Source organism: Variovorax sp. P1_G12 (assembly GCF_056405555.1).
Genome location: NZ_JBFUBW010000011.1, coordinates 188,145 through 208,949 on the forward strand (window position 1 = coordinate 188,145; position 20,805 = coordinate 208,949).

The window sequence follows — 20,805 nt, forward strand, 5'->3', positions numbered from 1 at the left end:
CCCATCGGATCAGTCCCCCAGCAGCTCCCCGATCGACTGCAGGTCTTCCACGTGGTCGCAGACCGCCTTCACGACCATCGTGATCGGAATGCCCAGCAGCAGGCCCCAGATTCCCCACAGCCAGCCCCAGAAGATCACGCCGACGAAGACCGCGACCGGATTCATGCGGCTGCTCTTGCTCGTGAGGACGGGCACCAGCAGACTGCCGACCAGGGTATGGATCAGCAGTGAAGTACCGCCCACCAGCAGGGCCATCTCGACGCCATTGAATTGCAGGAAAGCCACCAGCGCCGCGGCCGACATCACGATCAGCGAGCCGATGTACGGGATCAGGTTGGTCACCGCCGCCACGATGCCCCACACGGCCGCGTTCTCGAGCCCGATGCCCCAGAACGCGAGGCCGGTCGCGATGCCGACCAGCGCGCTGGTGAGGATCTGAACCAGCAGGTAGCGCTCGATATGCACCGTAATGTCGTCGAGCACATGCACCGTGATCTTCTTCTTCTGCAAGCTGGGCCCCGTGATCTTGACCAGCTTGCGGCGAAAGGTGTCGCCCGAGGCCAGCGCGAAGAAGGTCAGGAAGGCCACCAGCGTGAGCTGGCCGGCGGCGGCGATCAGCCCCACCGTGCCGCTCCACAGGTAGTCGCGGACGTTGAACGGGGGCCGCTCGATCATCACCCGCGCCACGCCCTTGCGCGCCGCCACCTTGGCCGAATTCTCCTCGGCCGCCTGCTCGAGCTGCGCCGCAGCCTTCTGCACCGTGTCGAGGGTGTTGGTGTCGGCGGTGCGGCTGCTGGTGCGCATCGCAAGGCGCAGCTTCTGCGCCGCCACCGGCAGCGAATCGACCAGCTCGGAGGCGCTGCCGGCGAGCGAATAGCCGGTCCAGCCGAAGGCACCGCCGATACCGAGCAGGATCACGGCCGCGCCGACCCAGCGCGAGATCTTCCAGCGTTCGAGACGATCGACCAGCGGCGCCAGCGCATAGGTCAGCATCAGGCTCACCATGAGCGGGATGAAGACCGCCGCCGCCCAGCGCAGCGCGAACACGCTGGCCAGCACCGCCAGCACCAGCAGCGACGCGCTGCGCACGTCGACCGGCATGTGCAGCAGCATGCGTTCGGGCTCCTGCGACGGCTCGACCGCGGCGTCTGCCCCCGGCTCGACCACATCGTTCACCGTGCGTCCTTGAGCGCTTCGCGCACGGTCGACAGCTGGCGGCGCGACACCACCACCGGTTCGGGGATGCCGTCGAGCCGCAGCGCCCAGCCTTCGGCGTCTTCGCCGTCGTCGTATTTCTCGAGGGCACGAATGGCCGAGCGCGCCACCAGCGCGTTGCGGTGCACCCGGACGAACTTCGCCGGATAGCGTTCCTCCAGCTCGGACAGGGAGCCGTCGAAGATGTGGCTGCGCGATGCGGTGCGCACCGTGAGGTACTTGAGCTCGGACTTCAGATAGAGGACCTCCGACAGCGGGACCCTCTCGGTGCGGCCGCGGTCCTGGATCAGCAGCGCGTCCTGCGGTTCCGGGACCGGCACGCGCCGCTCCTTCAGATAGCGCTCGGCCTTCTGCAGGGCCTGCTGAAGGCGTTCGGCCCGCACCGGCTTGGTCAGGTAGTCGACCGCCTCGAGTTCGAAGGCCGTGACCGCGTGGGCCGCATAGGCGGTGACGAACACCACGGCCGGCGCAGCCTCGTGATGGCGCAGCCTGCGGGCCAGTTCGAGGCCGTCGAGGCCGGGCATGTGGACGTCCAGCAGCACCAGGTCGTAGCGCGCGTTGGCGAGCTGCTTGAGGGCGCCCTCGCCGTGCGCCGCCTCGGCCACCACCTCCGCGGCCGGCGAACGGCAATCGGCCAGCAGGGCGCGCAGGCGCGAGCGCGCCAGCGCTTCATCGTCGACGATCAGGGTGCGAAGAGGATTCATGCTCATGACTCGGCAGGAATGGCGATGCGTACGCGGTAGCTCTTCTCGTCCATGCCGGCGCTGAACTGCGCCTGCATGTCGTGCAGCAGCCGCAGGCGGTCGCGCACATTCGCCAGCGCGATGCCATGGCCGCGGGGCAGCGGCGCATCGGCCCAGCGCAGCGGCGGCAGGCTGTTGACCACCTCGATCAACACCATGCCACCGCGACGCTCGGTTCGGATACGCAGGCGGGCGCCGTCCGGGCTCGGCTCGACGCCGTGCTTGACCGCATTCTCCACCAGCGGCTGCAGCAGGAGGGGCGGCAATCGGGCGTCGTCGGCGGCCGGATCGATGTCCCAGCGAATCCGCAGCCGGTCGCCGAAGCGCACCTGCTCGATCGCCAGATAGCGCTCGGCCAGCGCGATCTCGTCCGCCAACGTGACCGATTCGCCCGGATCGGCCAGCGCCTGGCGGAACAGCTCGCTCAGGTCTTCCAGCATGGCCTCGGCCTTGGCCGGCTCCTGGCGCACCAGGGCGATCGCGCTGTTGAGGGTGTTGAACAGGAAGTGCGGCCGGATGCGCGACTGCAGTTCCTCGAGCCGCGCCGTGGTGGCCGCCGGGGTCTGGCCGCGCGCCCGCAGCACCAGCGCCGCCATCATCAGCCCCGAAAACAGGACGCCGGCCAGGGCGCTGGCCAGCCAGGGCGCCGCGCCGACCACGGCGGTCAGCCGCAGCAGGCCGCAGCCATAGAGGGCCGACAGCGCACCGAGCAGGGCCCCCGTTGCGTACTGCGCCGGGGCCGGCAGCCGTGCCAGCAGCCGCTTCAGCCCACAGGTGGCCAGCAGCCAGACCAGCGTGGCGGGCAAGGCCCCGCCGGTGACGGTTGCGGCCAGCAGCAGCCATTCGGACAGCGTCGGCGCCAGGAACATCGTGGCCACCGCGACCACCACTTCGACGAACAGCACGGCGCGCAGCACGACACCGATCTGGCAGGCGTCGAACAGCGGCCTGCCGGGACGCGCCGACACCCGCCCCCTGCGCTGCAAGGGCGAAGTTGAAGGCGTCGCCGGCGACGCCGAAAGGGGGGCCGATAAAATCGACAGGTTGCGCATCGCAGAAACAATGGGTGTCAAACCCATTATTGCCTCCCCTGATCGGTTCCCATGACCCAAAACCAACTCGACAAGAAATCCGAAGCCTGGTCCGCCCTGTTCTCCGAACCGATGAGCGACCTCGTGAAACGCTACACGGCCAGCGTGTTCTTCGACAAGCGGCTGTGGCAGGCGGACATCGAAGGTTCGCTGGCGCATGCCGGGATGCTCGCAGCCCAGGGGATCATCGGCGCGCAGGACCACGCCGCCATCCAGGGTGGGATGAAGCAGATTCGCGAGGAAATCGAATCGGGCGCATTCGACTGGAAGCTCGACCTCGAGGACGTGCACCTGAACATCGAGGCCCGGCTCACGCAGCTGGTGGGCGATGCCGGCAAGCGGCTGCACACCGGCCGCAGCCGCAACGACCAGGTGGCCACCGACGTGCGCCTGTGGCTGCGCGGCGAGATCGACCTGATCGGCGGCCTGCTGACCGACCTGCAGAAGTCGCTGCTGGCGCTGGCCGAGAAGAACGTCGAGGTGATCCTGCCGGGCTTCACCCACCTGCAGGTGGCCCAGCCGGTGAGCTTCGGCCATCACATGCTGGCTTACGTGGAGATGTTCGCGCGCGACGGCGAGCGCATGGCCGACGTGCGCCGCCGGGTGAACCGGCTGCCGCTGGGCGCCGCGGCGCTGGCCGGCACCAGCTACCCGCTGGACCGCGAGGCCGTCGCCCGCGCGCTGGGGATGGACGAGGTCTGCCAGAACAGCCTGGACGCAGTCAGCGACCGCGATTTCGCGATCGAATTCACGGCCGCCGCCTCGCTCGCCATGGTGCACATCAGCCGCCTGAGCGAGGAGCTGGTGCTGTGGATGAGCCAATCGTTCGGCTTCATCGACATCGCCGACCGCTTCTGCACGGGCAGCTCGATCATGCCGCAGAAGAAGAACCCGGATGTGCCCGAGCTCGCCCGCGGCAAGACCGGCCGCGTGGTCGGCCACCTGATGGCCCTGATCACGCTGATGAAGGGCCAGCCGCTGGCCTACAACAAGGACAACCAGGAAGACAAGGAGCCGCTGTTCGACACCGTCGACACGCTCAAGGACACGCTGCGGATCTTCGCCGAGATGGTCGGCGGCATCACGGTGAAGCCGGAGGCGATGGAGCGCGCCGCCCTGCGCGGCTATGCCACCGCGACCGACCTGGCCGACTACCTGGTCAAGAAGGGCCTGCCCTTCCGCGACGCGCACGAAACCGTGGCCCACGCGGTCAAGGCGGCGATCTCGCACCAGGTCGACCTGTCGGAGCTGCCGCTGGCCGTGCTGCAGACCTTCAACCCGAAGATCGAGAAGGACGTCTATGGCGTGCTGAGCCTGCGCGGCTCGCTGAACGCCCGCGACATCCTCGGCGGCACCGCGCCGGCGCAGGTGCGCCGGCAGATCGCCCGGCACCAGGCCAGGCTGGCCTGAGAGAGACGCACGGTGCGTGGTCGACTTCACGGCCGACAATGTGAAGTTCTGCGGCAATAGGCCCATGGACGAAAGGCATCGACCGTCCGTTGTGTTCCTAAATGTAAGAATGTAGTGCTAAAGTTTGGCATTCTTTGCGCTTACGGTTCAGGGTGAACCCTGAACCGAAGCTGTTACCGAGCGCCGAACTCCATGGAAAAACCCCGCTGCGTCGTCGTCATCCTGACCTTCAATTCCGCTTCCATCATCCGGGAAACCGTGTCCGAGGCGAAGAAAGTCAGCCCGCACGTCTTCGCGGTCGACTCCCATTCGTCGGACGGCACGCCCGCGATCCTCGCGGAACTGGGCTGCACCGTGGTTCAGCGCCCGTTTACCAACTACAGCGACCAGCGCAACTGGGCGATCGCGCAGGTCGAGCAGGCCTATGAATGGCAACTGCACCTCGATGCCGACGAGGTGCTCGACGCCCGCGCGGTGGCCGACATCAATGCGCTGCTGTCCGGCACGCCCGGGTCGGACGCCTACCTGATCCGCCGCCGCGACTATTTCATGGGCAAGATGCTGCGCTTCAGCGGCCTCAATCCCTGGCACCTGCGCCTGTTCCGTTCGGGCCAGGGACGCTGCGAATCGCGGCTCTACGACCAGCACTTCATCAGCCCCGCGACGCCCGGGCGCCTCGGCGGCTTCATGCACGACAAGAACTCGGCCCGGCTCAGCGACTGGATCGCCAGCCACAACCGCTGGAGCGACGCCGAGGCGAAGGAGAAGCTCGGCCCGCGCGGCGCCGCCGACGACGTGCTGAAACCCCGCCTCATGGGCGATGCCCGGGAGCGCACCCGCTTCATCAAGGAGCTCTACTACAAGCTCCCGATCGGCATCCGCTCGCTCGGCTATTTCGTCTATCGCTATGTCTTTCGCCTCGGTTTCCTGGACGGCAGGACCGGTTTCTATTTCGCGTTTTTCCAGGCGCTCTGGTTCCGCATGCTGGTCGATGCGAAGATGTACGAGCAACGCAACCAGCAGCCATCGAACTGACATTACGGAGTGATCACGCGCATGCGCAAATACAACGCTTCCAAGCGAATCCTGGTCACCGGCGGCGCCGGCTTCCTCGGCAGCCACCTGTGCGACCGCCTCATCGAGCAGGGCCACGACGTGCTGTGCGTCGACAACTTCTTCACCGGCAGCAAGCGCAATGTCGAGCATCTGCTCCACCACCCGCGCTTCGAGCTGATGCGGCACGACGTGACCTTTCCGCTCTACATCGAAGTGGACGAGATCTTCAACCTCGCCTGCCCGGCTTCGCCGATCCACTACCAGCACGACCCGGTCCAGACCACCAAGACCAGCGTGCACGGCGCCATCAACATGCTCGGCCTGGCCAAGCGCGTGCGCGCCAAGATCCTGCAAGCCTCCACCAGCGAGGTCTACGGCGACCCGGAGATCCACCCGCAGGTCGAGGCCTACTGGGGCCGCGTGAATCCGATCGGCCTCCGAAGCTGCTACGACGAGGGCAAGCGCTGCGCCGAAACGCTGTTCTTCGACTACCACCGTCAGCACCAGCTGCGCATCAAGGTGGTGCGCATCTTCAACACCTACGGGCCGCGCATGCACATGAACGACGGCCGCGTGGTGTCGAACTTCATCGTCCAGGCGCTCCGGGGCGGGGACATCACGATCTACGGCGATGGCCAGCAGACCCGCAGCTTCTGCTACGTGGACGACCTGGTGGAGGCGATGCTGCGCATGATGGCCACCGGCGACGAAGTACCGGGTCCGATCAACATCGGCAACCCCGGCGAGTTCTCGATGCTCGAGCTGGCCAACAGGGTGATCGAGCTCACCGGCTCGAAGAGCAAGCTGATCAAGCAGCCGCTGCCCGCCGACGATCCCAAGCAGCGCCGGCCCGACATCTCGCTGGCGCAGAAGGAACTCGACGGCTGGACGCCGCGCACCCAGCTCGACGAAGGCCTGAAGAAGACCATCGCCTATTTCGACCAGGTTCTTTCGGAACCCAACGCGGCCTGATCTCATGAACATCACGATCATCGGCACCGGCTACGTCGGACTGGTCACGGGCGCCTGCCTGGCGGACATCGGCAACAACGTCTTCTGCCTCGACGTCGACGCCAGCAAGATCGCCACCCTCAACGCCGGCGGCATCCCAATCTATGAGCCCGGCCTGGACGCCGTCGTGGAATCGAACGTGGCGGCCCAGCGGCTGTCCTTCTCGACCGACATCGAGGCCTCGGTGGCCTTCGGCGACGTCCAGTTCATCGGCGTGGGCACACCGCCCGAAGAGGACGGCAGCGCCGACCTCCAGTACGTGCTGGCCGCGGCGCGCAACATCGGCCGCTACATGAACGGCTTCAAGGTCGTGGTCGACAAGTCGACGGTGCCCGTGGGCACGGCCGACAAGGTCACGGCCGTGATCCAGGAGGAGCTCGACCGGCGCGGCCGCTCCGACCTCCAGTTCTCGGTCGTCAGCAACCCCGAGTTCCTCAAGGAAGGCGCGGCGGTCGAGGACTTCATGCGGCCCGACCGCATCGTGATCGGCTACAGCGACGACGACAACGGCCGCGAGGCGCTGGCCTGGATGCGCCGGCTGTACGCGCCCTTCAACCGCAACCACGAGCGCACCCGCGTGATGGACGTGCGCTCGGCCGAGTTCACCAAGTACGCGGCCAACGCGATGCTGGCGACCCGCATCAGCTTCATGAACGAACTGGCCAACCTGGCCGACCGCGTCGGCGCCGACATCGAGTCGGTGCGCCAGGGCATCGGATCCGATCCGCGCATCGGCTACAGCTTCCTGTATGCCGGCACCGGCTACGGCGGCAGCTGCTTCCCGAAGGACATCCAGGCGCTGACCCGCACCGCGCGCGACCACGGGCAGGCGCTGCGCGTGCTCGAATCGGTCGAGGCAGTCAATGACGAGCAGAAGCGTGTGCTGACCAACAAGGTGCTGGCCCGCTTCGGCCCGGACCTGAGCGACCGCACTTTCGCACTGTGGGGACTGGCCTTCAAGCCCAACACGGACGACATGCGGGAAGCGCCGAGCCGGGTCGTGCTCGACGTGCTGTTGCGCGCCGGCGCCCGCGTGGTGGCGCACGACCCGATCGCGGTCGACGAGACGCGGCGGGCACTGAAGCTGGACTTCGCGGACGCGCCGGCGCTGCTCGAACGCATCACGTTCAGCGCCAAGGACCCCATGGAGGCCCTGGCCGGCGCCGACGCGCTGATCATCGTGACCGAGTGGAAGGCCTACCGCAGCCCGAACCTCGAACGGCTCAAGGCGCTGATGAAGACGCCGGTGATCTTCGATGGCCGCAATCTCTATGAACCAGGCACCATGAAGGATGCCGGCGTCATCTACCAGGGCATCGGGCGAAATAGTTTCTAGCTCGCCCCCAGGTCGGGCTCACTGCGTGTAGCCCTCCCACCCCCTGCCGGGGGCAACACCAGCGGCCCGGCAAAGCCGGTTCCGCGGTGTTTCACCGACGGGCCAGGCTGCGCCGGCCGCGCCCCTGTTTGGTTAACATTGATTCGATGAAAGCTGCTGTCCGCGTCGCCCTGGTTTGGCTCGCATGTCTGAGCCCGCTGGCCTCGCAGGCCGAGCCGGATTCGAAGGCGGCCGAGTCGGCCGCCTACGCTGCGGCCCACGCACGCTGGCAACGCGAACTGAACGCCTTCGACGCCGCCGACGCCGAGCGCCTTCCCGCCCCCGGCGGCGTGCTCTTCGTCGGCAGTTCCACGATCCGCATGTGGCCCCGGCTGGCACAGGACTTCCGGCAGCAGCCGGTGGTCATCAACCGCGGCTTCGGTGGCTCGACCATGGCCGACTGCGGCCTGTTCGCGCGCGAGCTCGTGGTGCGCTACAAGCCGCGCATGGTGCTCGTGTACGCCGGCGACAACGACCTGGCCGAGGGACGGACGCCTCTGCAGGTGCTGGAGAGCTTCGCCCAATTCGCCAACACGGTGCGCACCGAGCTGCCAGGCACCCGCATCGCCTACATCTCGGTCAAGCCCAGCCCTTCGCGCGAGAAGCTGCTGCCGGGCATCCGCGAAACCAACAACGTGATCGGCGCCTACCTCCAGCGGCTGCCCAACAGCGCCTACATCGACATCTTCACGCCGATGCTGGGCGCCGATGGCCGACCCCGGCCGGAGCTCTTCCGGGGCGACCAGCTGCACCTCAACGACGAGGGCTACCGGCTGTGGCAGTCGGCCATCGCCCCGCACCTGCAGGAGCAAGCGGCACAGGGCGAGGGAGCCCGAGGGCCGTCAGTCACCCAGGGCACGCGATAGCTGCCTGGGCTGCGGCGGCCTGGGCCGGTCGTCCCACCACAGCGTGAGGCGGGCGACACCGTAGAGCCAGCCGAACACGACGCCCAGCAACAGCCCGTCGCCCCACCAGGGGCGGACCGTCTGGCTGTCGCCGTAGATCGCGAGCACCGACAGCACAGCCACCAGGTGGGCGCAAAAGACAGGCAGCGAGGCGCGGCCCAGATCCTCCAGCCCGTGCAGGCGCGGGATGCGCCGCATGACGGCCGGCCCGAAGCGCACCGCCACGATGCCGAGCACCGCCAGGTTGACCAGGCGCAGCGGCCCGAGCTGCCACTTGTCGAACAGCAGGTTGAGCTCGACGTCACCGCCGAAGGGCGCCTGGCCATGGATGCCGTGGTGCCGCCACCAGAAGCCGTAGAGCGCTGCCGCACCGGCGAGCACGACCAGCCAGGACGGGAAGCTCAAAAAAGGCCTGGCGTCGGGCGCGTTGCGACTGGCGCCCATCCACAGTCCCGCGAACCACAGGAACTGCCAGGCGAAGGCATTGAAAGCGCCCATCTCGTGGAAAGGCACCGCGAGGCCCAGGTAACGCACGGCCAGCGCGTAGAGCCATTCGCTGAGCCCGAACTGCGCCAGCGCCCACAGGCTTGCGCTGGCCACCATCACGCCGGTCCAGCCGTGGCGCAGCGCGAAGGCCAGCACCCAGGGGCTCAGGAGCATGAAGAAGATGTACATCGGCAGGATGTCGAGCAGCGCCGGCTCGTAGACCAGCAGCAGCGAATAGAGGAAGCCCTCGCGCGGATTGGCCAGGTAGAAGGACAGCAGGTTCTTCACCGCCGGCTGGTCGATGCGCAGGCCCACCGCCGAGATGATCGTGAACAGGAAGAGCAGCGTCGCCGCCTGGCTCAGGTAGACCTTGAGCGCCCGTCGCCAGAAGGCCCGGCGCATCGAGTCGACGCCCCGGGTGCGCGCGATGCGGCTGTAGACCAGCCCCGAGACAAAGGCCGACAGCAGCACGAAGCCCTCAGCCGCCGAGACGAAGCCGAACGGCTGTCCCAGCGGATCGGTCAACCGGGTCGGCAGGTGGGTGACGGTCATCAGCACGAGCATGAGCCCGCGCAATGCATCGATTTCCCAGTAGCGTTTCATCGGTCGGCGTGTTCTTTGAGCGGTCCGCGCGAGACACGCACGACGAGTGCGGAATTGTAAGGAGGGGGCCGACAACGGGCCGATCCGAGGGAGCAAATGGGCTACGCTCGACGCGCTAAGAAGAATCTGGATGGAGAACCCAAGCTTGAGCCGATCGATACCCGCCTTCCTGCTGGCCGCCAGCGCCTTGCTCGCCCCCGGCGCGGCCCAGGCACTGCAAATCACCAGCCTGACGCCCCAGGGCGAAGTCTCGCGCGTGCGCCAGGTGGTCGCCAAGTTCGACCAGCCCGCAGTCCGCTTCGGCGACCCCAAGGCCCCGGCGCCGCTCGCCGTCAGCTGCGCCGACGCCGAAGCCGGCAAGGGCACGGGCCGCTGGACCGGAGAGAAGCAATGGGTCTTCGACTTCGAGAACGACCTGCCGCCGGGCGTGCGCTGCAGCGTGACGCGCGTGGCCGGCTTCAAGTCCGCCGCGGGTTCGGAGCTGACCGGTCCGGAAAGCTACCGCTTCAACAGCGGCGGCCCGTTCGTGCGCAACTGGCAGCCCAGCTACGGCAAGATCGACGAGCAGCAGATCTTCATGCTCGAGCTCAACGGCCCGGCCACGCCCGAGAGCGTGCAGGAGAACGTCTGGTGCGCGGCCGCCGGCATCGGCGAGCGCATCCCGGTCAGGCTGATCGACGGCGAACAGCGCGCCGCGCTGCTGAAGGCGCTGGGGCGCGACAAGGAGGCCGAGAAGGCGCCGCTGCGCTTCCTCGCGCTGCAGTGCAATCGCACGCTGCCGCCGGCCAGCCGGGTGCAGCTGATCTATGGCAAGGGCGTGGCGACGCCCTCGGGCGTGGTCAACAACGTCGAGCGGCGGCTCAACTTCGAAGTGCGCGAACCCTTCGCGGTCTCGTTCAGCTGCGAGCGCGAGAACGCGCAATCGGGCTGCCTGCCGCTCAAGCCCATGGTGCTGCGGTTCAACGCACCGGTGGCGCGCAAGCTGGCCGCCGCCATCACGCTCAAGGGCGCGGGCAAGACCTTCAACCCTGTGTTCGACGACAACGCCGCCAGGGACGACGATGGCGTGGTCGAGTCGCTGAACTTCCCGGCCCCGTTCGCAGAGCAGACCCCGTTCACGATCGCGCTGCCGCCGAAGTTCGAGGATGCCTCGGGCCGCGCGCTGGCATCGCCCGACAGCTTTCCGCTCAAGGTCGCGACCGGCGCGATGCCGCCGCTGGCCAAGTTCGCCGCCTCGCCTTTCGGCGTGGTCGAGCGCCTGGCCGAGCCCGGCGGGGTGGCGCTGATGCCGGTCACGGTGCGCCGCGTCGAGCCGGCCCTCCAGGTGCAGGCGCTGACCCTGGGATCGACGCCCGGCCAGGTCAGCGACCTGAATCCGAAAAGCGACGCCGAGATCATCGCCTGGTTCCGCAAGGTGCGCCGCTACGACGGCAACGACACGATGTCGCGCAAACGCGCGGCGCGCGACGTCAAGGGCGCGCTGCCGAAGGTGATCGACAAGGACGACCGCGACAGCATCCAGACCCGCATGGTGTCGCTGCTCGGCGGCCAGGCCGGCGTGCGCACACTGGACATGCCCAAGGCCGAGAACGGCGACCCGCGGCCTTTCGAGGTCGTCGGCATTCCGTTGACACCCGGCTTCCACGTGCTGGAGATCGCGTCGCAGAAGCTCGGCGACGCATTGCTCGACGAGCGCTACGGCAGCGGCCGCACGATGTACGTGCGCACTACCGCGCTCGCCACCAACCTCGCGGTGCATTTCAAGCTGGGCCGCGAGAACGCGGTGGCCTGGGTCACGACGCTGGACAAGGGCCGCGTGGTCGCCAACGCCGCGGTGCGCGTGTCCCGCTGCGACGGCCGTGAAGTGGCGACGGGCACCACCGACGCGAACGGGCTGGTCAGGCTGTCCGGCATTTCCCCGGACGCGCCGTCCTGCGCCACCGAGGACGACTACAGCACGGGGGCCTACTTCGTCAGCGCCCGCGCGAAGGACACGCAGGGCGTCGAGGATCTCGCCTTCACCTGGAGCGACTGGCAGCGCGGCATCGAGCCCTGGCGCTTCAACGTGCCCACCAGCCTCGAAGCCCAGCCCGACCGCATCGCCCACACCGTGTTCGATCGCACGCTGCTGCGCGCCGGAGAGACCGTGTCGATGAAGCACCTGCTGCGCACGCAGACGCAGAAGGGCTTCGGCCTGCCCGAGGTGCGGCCCGACACGCTGGTCGTCACCCATGTGGGCAGCGGCCAGCAGTTCGAGCAGCCGCTGAAATGGCGCAAGACCGCCACCGGCGGGCTCAGCGGCGAGAGCAGTTTCGCGATCCCGCCCGCGGCCAAGCTCGGCGTCTACCAGGTCGAGCTGAGAAGCGGCAAGGAGGGCAGCGCGAGCGCCGGGGAAGGCGGCCCGGGCAGCTACGCCACCGGGCAGTTCCGCGTCGAAGAGTTCCGCCTGCCGGTGCTCGCGGGCCGGATCGCGCCGGCCGACGGCAAGCCGCTGGTCGCGGTCGGCTCGCTGCCGGTCGAGGTCCAGATCAACTACGTCGCCGGCGGCGGCGCCGCGGCGCTGCCGGTGCGCGTGTCGGCGCTGGTGCGCGGCAAGCAGCCCTCCTTCGCCGACTTCGATGCCTTCAGCTTTGCCGCCCCCAGCAAGGACGGCGACAGCGACTCGGCGAACGAGGAAGACGCGCGCGTGATCGCCGACAAGCTCCCGCTCACGCTCAACCGGGAAGGCACCGGCAAGCTCACGATCGACAAGATCCCGGTCGCCAGGGCGACGCCGCGCGAGCTGCTGCTCGAAGCCAGCTACGCCGACCCCAACGGTGAAGTCCAGACCTTGCGCAGCACCCACACGCTGTGGCCGGCCGCGGTGGTCGCCGGCATCAAGACCGAGGGCTGGGTGTCGGCCAGCCAGAAGCTCAGGTTCCAGGCGCTGGCGCTCGACCTCGCGGGCAAGCCGCAGGAAGGCGTGACGCTCAACGTGCGCGCCGTCGCCCGCATCACCACCACCAGCCGCAAGCGCATGGTGGGCGGCTTCTACACCTACGACAACAAGACCGAGGTGAAGGAGATCGGGACCGTCTGCAGCGGCAAGAGCGACAACCGCGGCCTGCTGCTGTGCGAGATCGAACTCAAGGAGCCGGGCCAGGTCGAGCTGATCGCCAGCGCCACCGACAAGGACGGTCGCGACAGCCGCGCGGCGAGTTCGGTCTACGTGACGCGGCAGGGCGAGCTCTGGTTCGGCGGCGAGGACCACGACCGCATCGACGTGCTGCCCGAGAAGAAGAGCTACCAGCCCGGCGAGGTCGCCAGGTTCCAGGTCCGCAGTCCGTTCCGCTTCGCCACCGCCCTGGTGTCGGTAGAACGCGAGGGCGTGATCGAGACCCACGTGGTGCAGCTCAACGGGCAGGACCCGACCGTGAGCCTTCAGGTCAAGCCCGAGTGGGGGCCGAACGCCTACGTGAGCGTGCTGGCCCTGCGCGGCCGGCTGCGCGAGGTGCCGTGGTACAGCTTCTTCACCTGGGGCTTCAAGGCGCCGCGCGAATGGTGGACCGCCTTCTGGTACGAGGGCAAGGAGTACGTGGCGCCGACCGCGCTGGTCGACCTCAGCAAGCCGGCCTACCGGCTCGGCCTGGCCGAGATCCGGGTCGGCACGCAGTCCCATCGCATCGAGGTCAAGGTCGCGAGCGACAAGCCCGCCTACCCCGTGCGCAGCCAGGCGCAGGTCACCATCACCGGCCGGCTGCCCGACGGCAAACCCGCGGCCGGGGCCGAGGTCGCCGTCGCCGCGGTCGACGAAGCGCTGCTCGAGCTGCTGCCCAACGACAGCTGGAACCTGCTCGAAGCCATGCTGCAGCGGCGCAGCTGGGGCGTCGCCACCTCGACCGCGCAGATGGAGATCGTCGGCCGCCGGCACTACGGCCGCAAGGCAGTGCCCGCGGGCGGCGGCGGCGGCAAGAGCCCCACGCGCGAGCTGCTCGACACCCTGCTGCTGTGGAAGCCCGCAGTGGTGCTCGACGCCAACGGCCAGGCCACGCTGAGCGTGCCGCTCAACGACGCGCTGACCACCTTCCGGATCGTCGCGGTGGCCGATGCCGGCACCGGCCTGTTCGGCACCGGCCAGGCCTCGATCCGGGCGACGCAGGACCTGCAGATCATCAGCGGCCTGCCGCCGCTGGTGCGCGAGGACGACCAGTTCCGGGCCCAGATCACGCTGCGCAACACGACGCAGCAACCGATGAAGGTCGAGGCGACGCCGCGTGCCACGCTGCTCACGCTCGAGCCGCAGACGATCGATATTCCGCCCGGCGAAGCGCGTGAACTGGCCTGGCCCGTGACCGCACCCGCGCAACTCGCGCAGACCCGCGCCGAGGCGATCCTGTGGGAAATCGAGGCCCGCGACACGCTGGGCGGTGCGCGCGATGCGCTCAAGGTTCGCCAGCGCATCCTTCCCGCCGTGCCGCTGACCGTGCAGCAGGCGACGCTGGTGCAGCTCGATGGCCCCTTCACGCTCGACGTCGGCCCGCCGGCCGACGCCCTGCCCGGCCGCGGCGGCCTGCGGATGTCGCTGCAGCCACGACTGGCCGAAGGCCTGGGTGGCGTGCGCGACTGGTTCGCGGCCTACCCCTATGCCTGCCTGGAGCAGAAGGCCAGCAAGTCGATCGGCCTGCGCGACGGCAAGGGCTGGCAGGCGCTGGTGGCGCAGCTGCCGAGCTACCTCGATGGCGACGGCCTCGCCAACTACTTCCCGCCGCGCGATGGCGAGGCCAACCGCGGCAGCGACATCCTGACCGCCTACCTGCTCGCATCGACGCACGAGGCGGCTTCGCTCGACCCCGTCTTCGCGCTGCCCGAAGCGGCCAGCGCGCCGATGCTGCAGGGCCTCGTCGCCTTCGTCGAAGGCCGCATCCAGCGCGACTTCTGGAGCCCGCGCAAGGATCTCGACGTCCGCAAGCTGGCGGCGCTCGAAGCGCTGTCGCGCTATGGCAAGGCCCAGGGCCGCATGATCGGCAGCATCACGATCGCGCCCAACCAATGGCCGACCAGCGCGGTGATCGACTGGCTCCAGATCCTGCGACGGGTGCAGGACGTGCCGCAGCGCCAGCAGCGCCTGGACGAAGCCGACAACGTGCTCAAGGCGCGCCTGAGCTACCAGGGCACACGGCTGGTGTTCAGCACCGAACAGGACGACAACTGGTGGTGGCTGATGGCCAACGGCGACGTCAACACCGCCCGGCTGCTGCTCGCGGTGATGGACGATCCGGCATGGAAGGACGACATCGGCCGCCTCGCCAGCGGCTTCATCGGCCGCCAGCAGAACGGCGCCTGGCGCACCACCACGGCCAACCTGTGGGGCGGCCTGGCGCTCGAGAGCTTCTCCAGGCGCTTCGAACACGCGCCGGTCAGCGGCGTCACCGCGGCCAGCCTGGGCACGGCCAAGGCGCAGGTGGACTGGAGCAAGGTCGAGCGGGTCAAGGCGAGCGACACGGGCGGCGCTCCGAACCAGGCCAGCGCCTTCGGTGCGCCGGCGTCGCCGGGCATGTTGCGCAACAACACCCTGTTCGTCCCCTGGCCGGCTGCCACGGGCCGCGACACGCTGCTGGTCACGCAAAGCGGCAGCGGCAAGCCCTGGCTCACGCTGCAATCGCTCGCTGCGGTGCAGCTCAAGGCGCCATTCGCCGCCGGCTATGCGATCAAGAAGACCGTCACCCCGGTCGAGCAGGCGGTGAGCGGCGTCTACTCGCGCGGCGACGTGCTGCGCGTGAGCCTGGAAGTCAACGCCAGCGCCGACATGACCTGGGTCGCGATCACCGATCCGATCCCCGGCGGCGCGACCATCCTGGGCGGCGGCCTGGGCCGCGACTCGCAGATCGCGACCCAGGGCGAGAAGCGCTCGGGCGGCGGCTGGCCGGCCTTCGAGGAACGCAGCTTCGAGGCCTTCCGCAGCTACTACGAGTACCTGCCCAAGGGCGTCGTCAAGATGGAATACACGCTGCGCCTCAACAACGTCGGCGACTTCGCGCTGCCGCCGAGCCGCGTCGAGGCGCTGTATGCACCCGAGATGTTCGGCGAGATGCCGAATGCCAGGGTGAAGGTGGAGGCGGCGAAGTAGCGCGGCGGCAGGCTTGAGATCGCGCTCGATCTTGCGCACACTGCGGCCTCGCCCCTCACATGGAGTCATGATGTGTAGAAGTATCAAGACCTTGTTCAATTTCGACCCGCCGGCGACCGAAGAAGAGATGCGTGCCGCATCGCTGCAGTTCGTGCGCAAGCTCAGCGGCTTCCATCAACCTTCCAAGGCCAACGAGGCGGCCTTCGACCGGGCCGTGGAAGACGTCACGACCGCGGCCCGCGCGCTGATCGAATCGCTGGTCACCACCGCCGATCCGCGCGATCGCGAGATCGAGGCCGCGCGGGCCCGCGCGCGGTCGGCGGTTCGCTTCGGTGCACCGGGCTGACCGCGACAGGAAACACCGATGCCAACCATCGAACAGATCCAGCAGATCCTGGAACCGCTCTTTCCCGGCTTGATGGGCGTGCGCCTCGTCACGCTGGAGCCCGAGCGCGTCGTCGCCGAGCTCGAGGTGCGACCCGAGCTGTGCACCGCCGGCGGCATCCTGCACGGCGGCGCCTACATGGCTTTCGCCGACACGCTCGGCGCGGTAGGCACGATCATCAATCTCCCGCAAGGCAAGCGCACCACGACCACCGATTCCAGCACCAAGTTCATCGGTGGCGCGCGCAGGGACACCACGGTCGTCGGCGAATGCCTGGCGCTGCACCGCGGGCGGACCACGATGGTGTGGCAGACCACGATCAGGTCGGCGCAAGGCAAGCTGTGCGCAGTCGTCACGCAGACGCAACTGGTCATGGATGCGTAGTCCCCAAGGCACCGTGAAGAATTCGCAGGATTTCGTCGACTTCGTGAAGGATCAGCTGGACGCCTTTCGCGACCTGCGAGGCGCCCGCCTGTTCGGTGGCGTCGGGCTGTCGGCTCATGGCGTGCAGTTCGCGATGATCATCGGCAACGTGCTCTATTTCGTGGTCGACGACACGACGCGCCCGGCTTATGAAGCCATGGGCAGCCAGTGCTTCTCCTACGCCACGCGGGTGCGGCGCGTCGAGGTCCGGCGCTACTTCGCGCTGCCGGCCGAACTGCTCGAAGATCGCGAGCGGCTGATGGCCCTGGCGAGGGAATCGCTGAAGATTGCCGCCAGGCCGAGGAAGGCCAGGGCATGAGGCAGCCAGCCCCCTCGCCCACCGACCCCTGGCTCGAACGCTGGCTGCCCCTGGTGGCCGAGCGCGCCGGCGGCCAGCCGATCCTGGAGCTCGGCTGCGGCAGCGGGCGCGACACCGAAACGCTGGCCAGCGCCGGGCTGGCGGTGGTGGGCATCGAGCTCAGCGACGAAGCCATCGAAGCGGCCCGCGCCCGGGCGCCCTCCGCACAGTTCCATGGCCAGGACATCCGCGAGCCCTTTCCGCTGCCCGCCGGCACCTGTGGGGTCGTGCTCGCAAGCCTCTGCCTGCACTACTTCGACTGGCCCGAGACGGTCGAACTCGTCGAGCGCATCCGGAGGCAGTTGCGGCCCGGCGGCGTGCTGCTGTGCCGCCTCAATTCGACCCACGACTTCCAACATGGCGCCAGTCGCGATCCTGACCTCGCGGACAACTTCTATCTGGTGGACGGCGTGCCCAAGCGCTTCTTCGATCGCGCCGCGGTCGACCGCCTGTTCGCCACCGGCTGGCGGACGCTCGGCAGGGAGGAGCAGGTGGTCGAGCGCTATGCGCAATCCAAGGCACTCTGGGAGGTCGTTCTTGAGCGGCGGCACTGACGCGGCGATCGAGGTCGCCGGCTACGACACCGCCTGGCCCGCGCGCTTCGAAGCCGAGCGCCGATTGCTGCAGGCCTACTCGGAGGCCAATACCCCGTTCGTCCAGCGCGTGCTTGCAGGCCCGGGCAACTGAAGACACCATTCGAATCACGCTCGACCCCGTTCACACAAAGAACAACCGTCATGTCCATCCAGCTCTGGCTCGCCTTCGTCGCCGCATCGGCGGTGCTCCTGATCATCCCCGGGCCGACCATCCTCACGGTCATCAGCTACTCCGTGGCCCACGGCCGGCGTGCCAACGCGCCGCTGGTGGCCGCGGTCGCGCTCGGCGATTCGACGGCGCTGGTGGTGTCGCTGCTCGGCCTCGGCGCGCTGCTCGCGACCTCGGCCTTCTGGTTCACCGCGATCAAGTGGGCGGGCGGGCTGTACCTGCTCTATCTCGGCATCAAGCTGCTGCGCGCCGGCATCTCGCCCGCCGTTCTTGCCGCCCCCGCGGCCCCCGGCTCACGCTGGCGACTGTTCGCCAACACCTACCTGGTGACGGCGCTCAATCCCAAGGGCATCGTGTTCTTCGTCGCCTTCCTGCCCCAGTTCATCGATCCGCGCACCAGCGTGACGCCGCAGTTGTGGGTGCTGGCCCTGACCTTCGTGGCCATGGCCGCGCTCAACGCCACGCTCTATGCGGTGTTCGCGGGCTCGGCGCGCCGGCTGCTGGCGTCGCCGCGCGCGCAGCGGCGCTTCAACCTCACCGGCGGCTCGCTCCTGTCGGCCGCGGGAATCTGGGCATTGCTCGCCCGGCGGCCGGCTTGAAAATCTGCGGACCTGCGCGGCGCGGCGCTCGAGATGGCATGACCTCCCTTCGTTGTCCGTCGCTGGCGCTGGCGCTGGCCGCGGTGCTCGCGGCGCCGGCCTGGGCGCTTGCCAGCTTCGACGAGGTCCGGCGCGACTTCCATCCATCCGACACCGCGGTGCTGGACCGCGACGGCGCCCTGCTGCAGCGCGTGCGCACCGACGCCCGCGTGCGGCGCGGCGAATGGATCGCCCTCGCGGACATTTCGCCCGCCTTGCGCAGCGCCATGCTGCTGAGCGAGGACAAGCGCTTCTACGAACACAGCGGCGTCGACTGGCGCGCGGTGTCCGCCGCGGCCTGGGGCAATGTCTGGAACACCCGCACCCGCGGCGCCTCGACGATCACGATGCAGCTCGCCGGCCTGCTCGACGACGATCTGCGGCGCGCCGGCGGCGGCCGCAGCCTGACGCAGAAGCTCGGCCAGTCGGTGGCGGCCCAACAGCTGGAGCGCGGCTGGCGCAAGGACCAGATCCTCGAGGCCTACCTGAACACCGTGCCCTTCCGCGGCGAGATCGTCGGCATCGACGCCCTGTCGCGCACGCTGTTCGGCAAGGCGCCGCATGGGCTCGACGCGCGCGAGGCGGCGGTCGCCGCGGCACTGGTGCGGGCACCCAACGCCAAGCCCGCGCTGGTAGCGCAGCGGGCCTGCGAGTTGATGCGCGTGATGGAACCCACCGGCAAGCCGGACTGCGATGCGCTCGACATGTTCGCCAGTGCGGCGCTGCAGCGGCGCGCCTTCGATCCGAGCGAAGGGATCGCCCCGCACCTGGCGCGACGCGCCTTGAAGGACGCCGGCACGGCCCAGCCCGTTCGCACGACGCTGCGGGCTCCGCTGCAGCGCTTCGCGCTCGACGCGCTGCAGCGTCAGCTGCGCGAACTGCGCGGGCGCAACGTCGAGGACGGCGCGCTGGTGGTGCTCGACAACGCCAGCGGCGAGGTGCTGGCCTGGGTCGGCTCCTCGGGCGCGCTGAGCCGCGCGGCCGAGGTCGACGGCGTGCTCGCACAGCGACAGCCGGGCTCGACCCTCAAGCCCTTCCTGTACGCACAGGCGATCGCCGAGCGCCGGCTCACGGCGGCCTCGCTGCTGGACGACTCGTCGGCGCAGATCAACACCGCCGGCGGGCTCTACATCCCGCAGAACTACGACCGCCAGTTCAAGGGCTACGTCTCGGTACGCACCGCGCTGGCGGCCTCGCTCAACGTGCCGGCTGTGCGCACCCTGGTGATGGTGTCGCCCGAAGCCTTCGCGCGGCAGCTGCGCGCAGCCGGGCTGCCGCTGGCGCAGAACGGCGACTACTACGGCTACAGCCTGGCGCTGGGCAGCGCCGAGGTTTCGCTGCTGACACTCACCAACGCATACCGGACGCTGGCCAACGGCGGGCGCTTCGGCGACACGCGCTATCTGCCCAGCCCCTCGTCCGCAGCGGGAGCCAACCACAGCGCCATCGATGCGCGCGCAGCCTTCATCGTCGGCGACATCCTGGCCGACCCCAACGCCCGCGCCCGCACCTTCGGCCTCGACAGCGTGCTCGGCACCCGCTTCTGGAGCGCCGTGAAGACCGGCACCAGCAAGGACATGCGCGACAACTGGGCGATCGGCTGGTCCGGGCGCTACACCGTCGGCGTCTGGGTCGGCAACGCCAGCGGCGCGTCGATGTGGGAGGTCAGCGGCACCAGCGGCGCAGCGCCGGTCTGGGCCCAGCTCATGGGCTTCCTGCATCGCCAGGAGCCGAGCCGGGCGCCGGCGCCGCCGGCAGGCGTGGTGCAGGCCCGCGTGCGCTTCGGCGACGACCTCGAGGCGGCCCGCGGCGAATGGTTCATCGCCGGCACCGAGCAGCCGGTGTTCGCGATCGCGCCCGATGCATCGGCGGCCGAAGCGGCGCCGCGCATCAGGGCGCCGTCCGACGGCACCATCATCGCGCTCGACCCCGATATCCCGCCCAGCCGCCAGCGCGTGCGCTTCGAGGCCGAAGGCCGCGGCGTGCAATGGCGCATCGACGGCAGGCCCTTCGCGCGCGGCGCCAGCGCGCAATGGCTGCCGTGGCCGGGGCGGCACGTGGTGGAGCTGCTCGATGCGCGCGGCCAGGTGGCCGACCAGGTCAGGCTCGAGGTGCGCGGCGCCGGCGTGGTGGCGAGCGCGAAGCGCTGAGGCCGGCGCGAAGCGCCGCGCGACGTCGCCCGGAAGGCGTCCGACATCTGTCAGCCGGAACCGATGGCCGCTCATGGGCAAACGG

17 protein-coding genes are annotated in these 20,805 nt (G+C 69.0%); 13 read left to right on the forward strand and 4 right to left on the reverse strand.

Annotation, left to right across the window (positions count from 1 at the left end; genetic code table 11):
* Nucleotides 1-9 precede the first annotated feature (9 nt).
* Genes AC1D2O_RS15200 through AC1D2O_RS15210 form a run of 3 tightly spaced genes read right to left on the reverse strand, consistent with a single transcriptional unit; the run spans nucleotide 10 to nucleotide 3,037 of the window.
* The gene (locus AC1D2O_RS15200) at nucleotides 10-1,176 is read right to left on the reverse strand and encodes an AI-2E family transporter (RefSeq protein WP_478157340.1); all 1,167 of its coding nucleotides are present in this window, start codon (nucleotides 1,174-1,176) and stop codon (nucleotides 10-12) included.
* Nucleotides 1,173-1,919, reverse strand: a complete 747-nt coding sequence (locus AC1D2O_RS15205) for a LytR/AlgR family response regulator transcription factor (protein WP_478157342.1) — start codon at nucleotides 1,917-1,919, stop codon at nucleotides 1,173-1,175. Before AC1D2O_RS15205 ends, AC1D2O_RS15200 begins: the two co-directional genes overlap by 4 nt.
* A gap of 2 nt (nucleotides 1,920-1,921) precedes the next feature.
* On the reverse strand, nucleotides 1,922-3,037 hold the full coding sequence (locus AC1D2O_RS15210) for a sensor histidine kinase (RefSeq protein ID WP_478091715.1): 1,116 nt from the start codon (nucleotides 3,035-3,037) through the stop codon (nucleotides 1,922-1,924).
* Nucleotides 3,038-3,061: 24 nt separating this feature from the next.
* Here AC1D2O_RS15210 and argH point away from each other — a divergent pair, with 24 nt between their 5' ends.
* From argH to AC1D2O_RS15235, 5 genes are all read left to right on the forward strand, one after another.
* Nucleotides 3,062-4,459, forward strand: a complete 1,398-nt coding sequence (gene argH / locus AC1D2O_RS15215) for an argininosuccinate lyase (protein ID WP_478157344.1) — start codon at nucleotides 3,062-3,064, stop codon at nucleotides 4,457-4,459.
* A 192-nt stretch (nucleotides 4,460-4,651) separates the two neighbouring features.
* Nucleotides 4,652-5,494, forward strand: a complete 843-nt coding sequence (locus AC1D2O_RS15220) for a glycosyltransferase family 2 protein (RefSeq protein WP_478091638.1) — start codon at nucleotides 4,652-4,654, stop codon at nucleotides 5,492-5,494.
* A 21-nt stretch (nucleotides 5,495-5,515) separates the two neighbouring features.
* A complete protein-coding gene (locus AC1D2O_RS15225; RefSeq protein ID WP_478091636.1) occupies nucleotides 5,516-6,487 on the forward strand; it encodes a UDP-glucuronic acid decarboxylase family protein in 972 nt (323 codons plus the stop codon).
* A gap of 4 nt (nucleotides 6,488-6,491) precedes the next feature.
* Nucleotides 6,492-7,862 carry a UDP-glucose dehydrogenase family protein gene (locus tag AC1D2O_RS15230; RefSeq protein WP_478091634.1) on the forward strand — a complete coding sequence of 457 codons (1,371 nt, stop codon included), beginning with the start codon at nucleotides 6,492-6,494 and terminating at the stop codon, nucleotides 7,860-7,862.
* A gap of 146 nt (nucleotides 7,863-8,008) precedes the next feature.
* On the forward strand, nucleotides 8,009-8,767 hold the full coding sequence (locus tag AC1D2O_RS15235; protein WP_478091632.1) for an SGNH/GDSL hydrolase family protein: 759 nt from the start codon (nucleotides 8,009-8,011) through the stop codon (nucleotides 8,765-8,767).
* On the opposite strand, the gene opgC is transcribed toward AC1D2O_RS15235, so the two are convergent.
* Entirely contained in the window at nucleotides 8,744-9,895 is a 1,152-nt protein-coding gene (gene opgC / locus AC1D2O_RS15240) for an OpgC domain-containing protein (RefSeq protein ID WP_478091630.1), read from the reverse strand. The genes AC1D2O_RS15235 and opgC overlap by 24 nt on opposite strands.
* A 130-nt stretch (nucleotides 9,896-10,025) precedes the next feature.
* Here opgC and AC1D2O_RS15245 point away from each other — a divergent pair, with 130 nt between their 5' ends.
* The 8 genes from AC1D2O_RS15245 to pbpC all read left to right on the forward strand — a co-directional run bounded on the left by AC1D2O_RS15245 (nucleotide 10,026) and on the right by pbpC (nucleotide 20,720).
* Nucleotides 10,026-16,001, forward strand: coding sequence for an alpha-2-macroglobulin family protein (locus AC1D2O_RS15245; RefSeq protein WP_478157346.1), 5,976 nt, complete (start codon nucleotides 10,026-10,028; stop codon nucleotides 15,999-16,001).
* 70 nt (nucleotides 16,002-16,071) lie between these two features.
* Entirely contained in the window at nucleotides 16,072-16,347 is a 276-nt protein-coding gene (locus AC1D2O_RS15250; protein WP_478094750.1) for a DUF2277 domain-containing protein, read from the forward strand.
* A gap of 18 nt (nucleotides 16,348-16,365) precedes the next feature.
* On the forward strand, nucleotides 16,366-16,770 hold the full coding sequence (locus AC1D2O_RS15255) for a PaaI family thioesterase (protein WP_478157348.1): 405 nt from the start codon (nucleotides 16,366-16,368) through the stop codon (nucleotides 16,768-16,770).
* A 13-nt stretch (nucleotides 16,771-16,783) separates the two neighbouring features.
* Nucleotides 16,784-17,128, forward strand: a complete 345-nt coding sequence (locus AC1D2O_RS15260) for a TfoX/Sxy family protein (RefSeq protein WP_478157349.1) — start codon at nucleotides 16,784-16,786, stop codon at nucleotides 17,126-17,128.
* Nucleotides 17,125-17,721 (forward strand): class I SAM-dependent methyltransferase, encoded by a 597-nt coding sequence (locus AC1D2O_RS15265; RefSeq protein WP_478091114.1) that lies wholly within the window; start codon nucleotides 17,125-17,127, stop codon nucleotides 17,719-17,721. The genes AC1D2O_RS15260 and AC1D2O_RS15265 overlap by 4 nt, the downstream gene beginning before the upstream one ends.
* A complete protein-coding gene (locus tag AC1D2O_RS15270; protein WP_478091113.1) occupies nucleotides 17,705-17,854 on the forward strand; it encodes a hypothetical protein in 150 nt (49 codons plus the stop codon). The genes AC1D2O_RS15265 and AC1D2O_RS15270 overlap by 17 nt, the downstream gene beginning before the upstream one ends.
* 50 nt (nucleotides 17,855-17,904) lie before the next feature.
* Nucleotides 17,905-18,531 carry a LysE family translocator gene (locus tag AC1D2O_RS15275; protein ID WP_478091111.1) on the forward strand — a complete coding sequence of 209 codons (627 nt, stop codon included), beginning with the start codon at nucleotides 17,905-17,907 and terminating at the stop codon, nucleotides 18,529-18,531.
* A 38-nt stretch (nucleotides 18,532-18,569) separates the two neighbouring features.
* Entirely contained in the window at nucleotides 18,570-20,720 is a 2,151-nt protein-coding gene (gene pbpC, locus AC1D2O_RS15280; protein ID WP_478157351.1) for a penicillin-binding protein 1C, read from the forward strand.
* Nucleotides 20,721-20,805 lie beyond the last annotated feature (85 nt).

Coding starts and splice junctions, on each gene's coding strand:
- AC1D2O_RS15205 (WP_478157342.1), bottom strand. CDS start 1,919: ATGAATCCTCTTCGCACCCTGATCGTCGACGATGAAGCGCTGGCGCGC.
- AC1D2O_RS15210 (WP_478091715.1), bottom strand. CDS start 3,037: ATGGGTTTGACACCCATTGTTTCTGCGATGCGCAACCTGTCGATTTTA.
- argH (WP_478157344.1), top strand. CDS start 3,062: ATGACCCAAAACCAACTCGACAAGAAATCCGAAGCCTGGTCCGCCCTG.
- AC1D2O_RS15220 (WP_478091638.1), top strand. CDS start 4,652: ATGGAAAAACCCCGCTGCGTCGTCGTCATCCTGACCTTCAATTCCGCT.
- AC1D2O_RS15225 (WP_478091636.1), top strand. CDS start 5,516: ATGCGCAAATACAACGCTTCCAAGCGAATCCTGGTCACCGGCGGCGCC.
- AC1D2O_RS15230 (WP_478091634.1), top strand. CDS start 6,492: ATGAACATCACGATCATCGGCACCGGCTACGTCGGACTGGTCACGGGC.
- AC1D2O_RS15235 (WP_478091632.1), top strand. CDS start 8,009: ATGAAAGCTGCTGTCCGCGTCGCCCTGGTTTGGCTCGCATGTCTGAGC.
- opgC (WP_478091630.1), bottom strand. CDS start 9,895: ATGAAACGCTACTGGGAAATCGATGCATTGCGCGGGCTCATGCTCGTG.
- AC1D2O_RS15245 (WP_478157346.1), top strand. CDS start 10,026: ATGGAGAACCCAAGCTTGAGCCGATCGATACCCGCCTTCCTGCTGGCC.
- AC1D2O_RS15250 (WP_478094750.1), top strand. CDS start 16,072: ATGTGTAGAAGTATCAAGACCTTGTTCAATTTCGACCCGCCGGCGACC.
- AC1D2O_RS15255 (WP_478157348.1), top strand. CDS start 16,366: ATGCCAACCATCGAACAGATCCAGCAGATCCTGGAACCGCTCTTTCCC.
- AC1D2O_RS15265 (WP_478091114.1), top strand. CDS start 17,125: ATGAGGCAGCCAGCCCCCTCGCCCACCGACCCCTGGCTCGAACGCTGG.
- AC1D2O_RS15275 (WP_478091111.1), top strand. CDS start 17,905: ATGTCCATCCAGCTCTGGCTCGCCTTCGTCGCCGCATCGGCGGTGCTC.
- pbpC (WP_478157351.1), top strand. CDS start 18,570: ATGACCTCCCTTCGTTGTCCGTCGCTGGCGCTGGCGCTGGCCGCGGTG.